Origin of the sequence: Streptomyces sp. NBRC 110035 (assembly GCF_000829695.1) — a bacterium.
GTDB lineage: Bacteria > Actinomycetota > Actinomycetes > Streptomycetales > Streptomycetaceae > Streptomyces.
The window spans coordinates 145,476-152,825 of record NZ_BBNN01000032.1 but is presented as its reverse complement, the minus strand read 5'-3'; the positions used below and the strand labels follow the sequence as shown (position 1 = coordinate 152,825).

At 70.9% G+C, this 7,350-nt stretch carries 6 protein-coding genes; all 6 read left to right on the top strand.

The features are described 5' to 3' along the window. Positions 1-470, top strand: a 470-nt coding sequence (locus TU30_RS22575; protein ID WP_042172884.1) for a transposase family protein, incomplete at its 5' end; no start/stop codon positions are given. A gap of 102 nt (positions 471-572) precedes the next feature. After that, positions 573-1,859 (top strand): transposase, encoded by a 1,287-nt coding sequence (locus TU30_RS22570; RefSeq protein ID WP_052479888.1) that lies wholly within the window; start codon positions 573-575, stop codon positions 1,857-1,859. Between the two features lie 76 nt (positions 1,860-1,935). Continuing rightward, on the top strand, positions 1,936-2,421 hold the full coding sequence (locus tag TU30_RS22565) for a DUF6262 family protein (protein ID WP_234307955.1): 486 nt from the start codon (positions 1,936-1,938) through the stop codon (positions 2,419-2,421). 348 nt (positions 2,422-2,769) lie between these two features. Beyond that, a complete protein-coding gene (locus TU30_RS22560; protein WP_042172844.1) occupies positions 2,770-3,687 on the top strand; it encodes a YihY/virulence factor BrkB family protein in 918 nt (305 codons plus the stop codon). A gap of 243 nt (positions 3,688-3,930) precedes the next feature. Beyond that, a complete protein-coding gene (locus TU30_RS22555; protein ID WP_042172842.1) occupies positions 3,931-5,337 on the top strand; it encodes an SGNH/GDSL hydrolase family protein in 1,407 nt (468 codons plus the stop codon). Between the two features lie 562 nt (positions 5,338-5,899). Continuing rightward, positions 5,900-7,222 carry a VanZ family protein gene (locus TU30_RS22550; protein WP_234307954.1) on the top strand — a complete coding sequence of 441 codons (1,323 nt, stop codon included), beginning with the start codon at positions 5,900-5,902 and terminating at the stop codon, positions 7,220-7,222. Positions 7,223-7,350 lie beyond the last annotated feature (128 nt).

Here is a 7,350-nt window from a genome sequence, read left to right as displayed (position 1 = left end):
CCGCCCCCGGTCCCAACGGGGCAGATCTCTGGTGGTCCGGGAAGCACAAGCATCATGGCGGGAATGTGCAGGTCATCTCCGCCCCGGACGGCTGGCCGCTCTGGGTGTCCCCGGTCCGCCCCGGCCGCGAGCACGACACCACCTGCGCGCGCACCCACGGCCTGATCGGCGCGCTGAACCGGCTCGCCGCCACTCTGGACATCCCGACTCTGACCGATCTCGGCTACGAGAACGCCGGCGACGGCTTCCGCCACCCGGTCAAGAAGCCGCAGGGCGGCGAACTCGACCTCGAACAGCAGACGTTCAACAAGGTGATCCGTGGCATCCACGGCGTCGCCGAGCGCGCGAATGCCCTGCTCAAAGTCACGTTCAAGGCTCTGCGCCGGGTCAGCCTCGACCCTGGCAGCATCACCCGGATCGCCCGAGCCGCCCTCGTCCTGCTCCAGATGGAACACGGCCGCACCACCTGAACGAAGATCACAAACCGTCACGAGACGTTACCGAGAAGGGTTCACTGCCGCGAGGCCGGGCTGATCAAGGCCGGTGGCAAGCAGCGCACCGACTCCACTCATGTGATCAGCGCGGTCCGTGACCTGAACCGGACCGAACTGGCCGGGGAGAGTGTGCGGGCCGCTCTGAAGGCCCTGGCGGTGGCGGCGCCGTCCTGGCTGGCCCGGGTAGTCGATGTCGCAGAGTTCGCCGAACGCTACGGGCCGCGCGTCGACGGCTGGACGATGCCGGGCTCGAAGACCAGGCGGGACCGGCTCGCCCAGATCTTCGGCCAGGACGCGCTGGCCTTGTGCCGGGCGGCCTGGTCGGACACTGCCCCGGTGTGGGTCCGCGAGATCGAGGCGGTGGCCCTGCTGCGGCAGGTCCTGGTGCAGACCTACAGCATCCGTACCGACACCCGGGGACGGGAGGTGATCACCAAGCGGGACGCCGACGACGAGGGCGTCCCGCCCGGCCATCTCCGCCCGGCCTCCCCCTACGACCCCGATGCGCGGTGGGCGGCCAAGGGCGACGACCTGTTCTGGCTCGGATACAAGGTCCACCTCACCGAAACCTGCGACACTCCCGCCGAAGCCGAAGCCGAAACCTGCGACACTCCCGCCGAAGCCGAAGCCGGTACGAGCGTGCTGCGGCTGATCACCGATGTGCACACCACCCTGGCGACGATTCCCGACGTCAAGGCCACCGCGCCCATCCAGCAGAACCTGGCCGAGCGTCAGGTCTCACCGGGCGAGCACTACCTCGACTCCGGATATCCCTCCGCCGACTTGGTCGTGCAAGCGGCGGGCCGGGGCATCAGCATGGTCACCCCGCTCCTGGCCGACCACTCGCCCCAGGCCAAGGCCGCCGAAGGCTTCGCCAAGAGCGCCTTCCGTATCGACTGGAAAGCCCGTCAGGTCCGCTGCCCCCAGGGCGCCACCAGCGCCGGCTGGTATCCGGTCACCCAGCACGGCCGCGACGCCATTGTGATCGACTTCGCCCGCGCCGACTGCCGCCCCTGCCCCTCCCGGACCAAGTGCACCAGCTCCGCCCGCGGCGCCCGCATGCTCACCCTGCGCCCCCGTGAACTCCACGAACGCACCACTGCGGCCAGAGCCGAACAGGACACCGACTCCTGGAGAACCAAGTACGCACTCCGCGCCGGCATCGAGGGCACCGTCAACCAGGCTCTCGACGTCACCGGCATCCGCCGGGCCCGCTACCGCAGCCTGCCGAAAGTCACCCTCCAACACATCTGCTCCGCCACCGCCCTCAACATCGTCCGCCTCGACGCCTGGTGGGCCACCGACCCACCACGCAAGCCTCGCACCAGCCGACTCGAACGCCTCAGCCACCAACTCGCCGGCTGACGAATTCAGCAACAGAGTCTGTGCCGGGGGCCACCAGGCGCTCGTGACCTCGACGTGCGCGGAGTACTTGCTCGCGTTGAGCCTCCATCGCTGGAGTCAGCACGTCGATGAGTTGGACGCGGCCCTGCGCACCGGATGCGACATCACCGTCTCCGGCCTCGCCCGGACCGCCCGAGTCGACCGCAGTTTCCTCTACCGCCACCGCGACCTCCTCGCACGCGTTCACGCCGCTGCCGGCACGCCTGCCCAGGATGGGCGACTGGCTGCTGTCAGCCAAGTTTCCCTGAAGACCGACCTGGCCAACGCCCTGGAGCGCAACGCCCGTCTCGCCGCGCGGGTGCGCCAGTTGGAGAAGCGGCTCTCCGGGCAGCTCGGTGAGCGGGTACGGAGTGAGTCCGGGCTCGGGGCGCCACTGGACGTCGATGAACTCCAGCGGCGCATGGTCATGTTGGAACAGGAACTCGCCGAGAAGAACGGAGAGCTTGAGGAAAAGGCGGAGGAACTCCAAGCAGCGAGGGCTGCCAACAGAGAGCTGACCCGAGCACTCAACCAGCTTCACTGAGCTGCACTGCCAGGAATGTTGAGGTGCCGCCGGTCACGGGCCTCGCTCCCGTGCTGAGAGCCCGCATCGGTCTCGGGACGCGGTGCGGCGCCGGCCGTACCCCAATTGCCGATGCGGGTGTGGCCGCGGCGGCGGTCAGCAGGTCCGGTACCGGCTCGGGTGGGCACCTCGTCGACGCACTCGCGGGGGTGTTCCCGCCCTGCGGCCGGCTGACGGCTGCGGGCGGCAGCCGTATCCTGGCCCCCGCCTGTCCACCTCCTGCAGTCCGCTGCCCATCACCCACGCGTGCGCCGGGCCGACCTCGCCCCGGTCACGGACGACGCCGGGTGACCACCGATTGGACACCGCGTGACCACCGACCAGCCGGCGACTCCTTTGACTCCCCACCCGGCCCGCGTCGCGGCGCCGGGCCAGCGCGACTGGTGGCCGGCCCTGCGCAGGACACCGGCGGCCCTGTGGAGGGAGGACGCGACGGACTGGGCTGCCGCGCTGACGTACTACGCGGTGCTCACCATCTTCCCCACCCTGCTGGTCGCGCTCTCGCTGCTCGGCATCGCCGGCGGCCCGGGAGCCGGGCACCTCGTCGAACAGGTGGCCGCCGTCGTCCCGGCGCGGGCGCGCCCCGCCGTCCGGGGCGCGCTGGAGAGCATGGCCGACCAGCAGACCCCGGCCCGGCTGCTGGCCGCCTTCGGCACCGTCGGTGCCCTGTGGTCGGCCTCCAGCTATCTGAGCGTCTTCCGTCGCGCGGTGCACGCCATGAACGGGGTCCAGGACCGCCGCCCGCTGTGGAAGAAGGCCCCGCTCACCGTGATCACCGCGCTCGCGCTGCTGACGCTGCTCGTCTCCAGCGTGCTGGCCCTGGTTCTCACGGGCGATGCGGCCCGCGCGGCGGGCCGCATCATGGGGGTGGACGGCGCCGCCGTCGCGGCGTGGAACGTCCTGAAGTGGCCGCTGCTGGCGTGCCTGGTCACCGTCCTGGTCCTGGTGCTGTTCCGCTCGGGCCAGGCCACTGCCTACGGCCTGCGGCACCGGGCCGTAGGGGGCATGCTCGCCGTCGTCCTGTGGCTCCTGGCATCGGCGGGCTTCACCCTGTACACGACCAACTACGCGGGTACCTACGACCGTCTGTACGGGTCGCTCGCGGGCATCGTCGTCTTCCTCGTCTGGTTGTGGATATCCAACCTCGCTCTCCTGGCCGGGGCCCAGTTCAACGCCGAACTCGCCATGCTCCGCCACACCCGGCCGGCCCTTTCCGGCTCAGCCTGACGCCCCGGCATGGGCGCCCTTCAGGCCCGCGCTACCCGCCGCCGGGCCGCACACCGCCCGGCCGGCCGGGCAGAGACCGGAGGCCAGCGAACCTCCTGTGGTGCGGTGTCGCACCGGCGGTGCCGTGGACCCGGTACTGTCGCACTGCCCTGATGCCCGGGCGCGGCGGACGGTGCAGAGTTCTTGACGGGACAGGCTGAGCCGTTGGGGCCCGTTCGCACGCCGGCCGACCAAAGGACCCGTATGCCGTGGTTTCGCCGAATACCGACCGTCCTCGGGTGCGCTGCCGCCGTCCTGGCCGTCGCCGCCCTGTCCGTGTGGCTGTCGGTGCGCGTCACCCCCCTGCAGACGGTCTCCCCGGCCGGCCAGACCGTGCAGGTGGGCGCGGTCTCACCGAATCTGAGCCTGTCCGGGCCGGGGGAACTGGACCTCTTCGGCCAGGTGATCCCCACCCGGCCCCACTTCGAAGGCCCCATCCGCCCACGGCTGAAACTGACCAGCATCGCCCTGAACGCCCAGGCGAAGGCTCTCACCCAACCGGGAGGCGCCCAGGCCGCCGGAGCCGACCTGAGCCGGCAACTCACCTCCGCCTGGACGCGCTACCTGCTGTGGGAAACACTGATCGCCGCGGGATTCGCGGCGATGATCGCCGTCACGGTGGCGAGCATCCGCCGCTCCAGCCGCACGACGACACTGCGGATGCTCGCCACCGCCGTCACGGGCGTGTGCGCCATCAACGCCCTCGGCGTCTACCTCCTGGCCTCCGCCACCCCCGAGGCACTGCGGCAGGTCCGCGGCATCGAGGACCTGGTGGGACCGAGCACGTCCACCCCCGTGACAGCCGTCGGCGCGCCCGCCCGGCCGGGAGTACATGCCGTGGTCATCGGAGACTCCACCGCCGCCGCGATCGGCAACACACCCCTGGACGACCCCACCGCCGCCGACAAGGCATGCGGACGCAGCAAGGACGCCTACGCCGTGTACCTCGCCGCCGCCAACAACTGGAACACCCTCAATCTGGCCTGCAGCGGCGCCACCATCCGCGAGGGCCTGCTCGGCTCGCAGCAACGCGGCAGCACCCGGGTGCCGCCCCAGCTCTCGGCCGCGATGGGGGCCACCAAAGCCTCGGTGATCATCGTCAGTATCGGCGCCAACGACATCCACTGGTCCACCCTGACCGCGCTCTGCGCCGCCGCGGATGCCTGTGACGACCGGGCCTCCACCGCCTATTTCCAGCAGCAGATCGCCGGATTCACCACCGCGTACTACGACCTGCTCGACAATCTCGCCGCCCTGCCCCAGCACCCCCGGGTACTGATCAACGAGTACTACAACCCCTTCGGCGAGAACGTCGACTGCCTCAAGGACCAGAACATCACCACAGCCAAGGCCAAGATCCTCAAATCCCGCCTGGACGAACTCAACTCCGTGCTGCGCCAGGGCGCACAGACCTTCAACTTCGCCGCCGTCCCCCAGCACTTCGACGGCCACCGCCTCTGCAGCGACCAGCCCTTCGTCCAGGGACCCGACGCGAACGCACCCTTGCACCCCAACGCGGCCGGCGAACTCGCCATCGCCCTCGCCGACCAGCAGGCGCTCTCACGCACCGGCACACCCGCACCCACCCCCACAGCGCAGAGGACACCGTAGCCACCGCTGCGCGCGAAGGATGCGGCAGCGGCGGTCCGAACGGGCACGTTCACCCGGCAGGCCAACGCCATGCGCGCGCAGACCGGTGTCCGCCCGTGGCCGGATCTTCGACCGGCGACGGCTGCTTCACTCCCGGTCGTGCCACCGGCCCCGGCTGCTGCCGCGTTTCAGGACGGGCGGGGCCGACCGCACCATGGGCAGGGCTCCTTCCTCCGGCGCGAGGCCGCGGTGAACCCGGCGCGGCGGGGACGAAAGAGCCCTTGCGGCCTGGATGCCCACAGCCGTTCGGCAGGCGGGCCGCATCGACCGCTCGGCCCGCAGCTGTCCTTCCTGGCCGTTCGGTGCGGAAGGTGCCCCGAGCACCGAACTCCGCCCCGGCCAACTGCCCCGTGCCACCTCGCTGAGGCGGCACGGGACGGCCGAGACACGCTCGCGGCATGAAGGGGACTACCGATGCCGGGAGTCGACGGGCCGGTCCCTATTCTGATCGCTCTCGGGAGGACCCGAGCGACTCATGGAGATACCATGCGGCCCACCCGGACCCGCGGTCCGGGGGCGGCGCATGCCGCAGACAGAGAGCGCCGCCGTGTTCCGTACGTATCTGCTGCCCATCCAGGCAGCCGTGACGCTGTTCCCCCTCATCACCGCGCTGATCATCGTGCCCGCCGCTGTCCACGGCTACCGCCGGCGCGGCCGGGCCGGCGGCTGGCCGGTTCTCGTCCTCCATAGCTTCGTCTTCTATCTGCTCGCGGCTCTGCTGCAGACCGTGATGCCGCTGCCCGCCCGCACCAGCGCCTTCTGCTCCATCACCCGCTACGCGCAGAGCCCGCAGCTCGAACCCTTCGACTTCTACACCCGCGTCGCATCCGCATCCGGCGGTGACTGGTCGGCGAGCACCCTGGCCGGCCTGGCCGTCACCTGGACCACCGTGCTCAACGCCGTGCTGCTCCTGCCACTCGGTGTCTACCTGCGCTACTACCTGCGCCAGAAGCTGCTCCCCGCGACCGCCCTGGCCTTCGCCACCTCCCTGTTCTTCGAAATGACCCAGTACACCGGCCTGTGGTTCGTCTACGCCTGCCCCTACCGGCAGTTCAACGTGGACGATCTGATCCTCAACACCGGCGGCGCGGTCCTGGGCTGGCTCGCCGCCGGGCCCCTCACCCGGCTGCTCCCCGCCAACAACCCGGACCACGAGCGCGTCCGCTACGGCGGGCGCGTCACCTTCACGCGCCGCCTGCTGGCCTTCGTCACCAATCTGGCCGGGTGGCTGATCACCTGGACCATGATCACCGGCCTCCTGGCAGTCGCCACCGACGTGCCCACCGGCCGCCGCTACGCTTTCGTCCTCGGCAGTGCTCTCGGCCTGGTCTGGTTCTGGCTGGTGCCGGCCTTCGTCGCGTCCAGCCCCGGCAAACGGGCCGTACGGCTGCGCATCGTCCGTCCGGACGGCAGCCGGGCCGGGTTCTTCCGCATCACCGTGCGCACCTGGGTCGCCTACGCTCCGCTCGCCCTGATCTGGCTCTCGGCCGCCCAGTACACCCGTGATGCCCTCCTTCCCGCCCCGGCCGGCCCGCTCGTTCCCTACGCCGCCGCCCTCGCCGCCACCGTCCTGTGGGGCTGGACCCCGCTGACGGCCCTGCTGCGCCGCAACAGCCGTCCTCCGCACGAACGCTGGTCCGACACCGTCAACCACGCCGTCCCGGGCCCCCCGCACACCCCCGACGTCAGCTCACCGCCGACGCCCGGGCAGTCCGTTCTCGCGGCGGGACCGGAGATCCCGCCCACCCCGGCCCCGGCCCAGCACTCCCCGCTCGGCGGCCACGGCGCGGCCCCGGACCGTCAGAGCGACCGGACCGGCGCATCCGACGCCGCCGGCGGAGCCTGATCGAAAGCGGCCGTCCCCAACCGGGCACGAGCACCACATCAGGCCGGTCACGTCGTGGGCGGCGCTCCTGCTCCCCGAGCCCGGTTGGACTCCACGTTCCTGGGGCTAATAACTGTTGCGTGATCCAT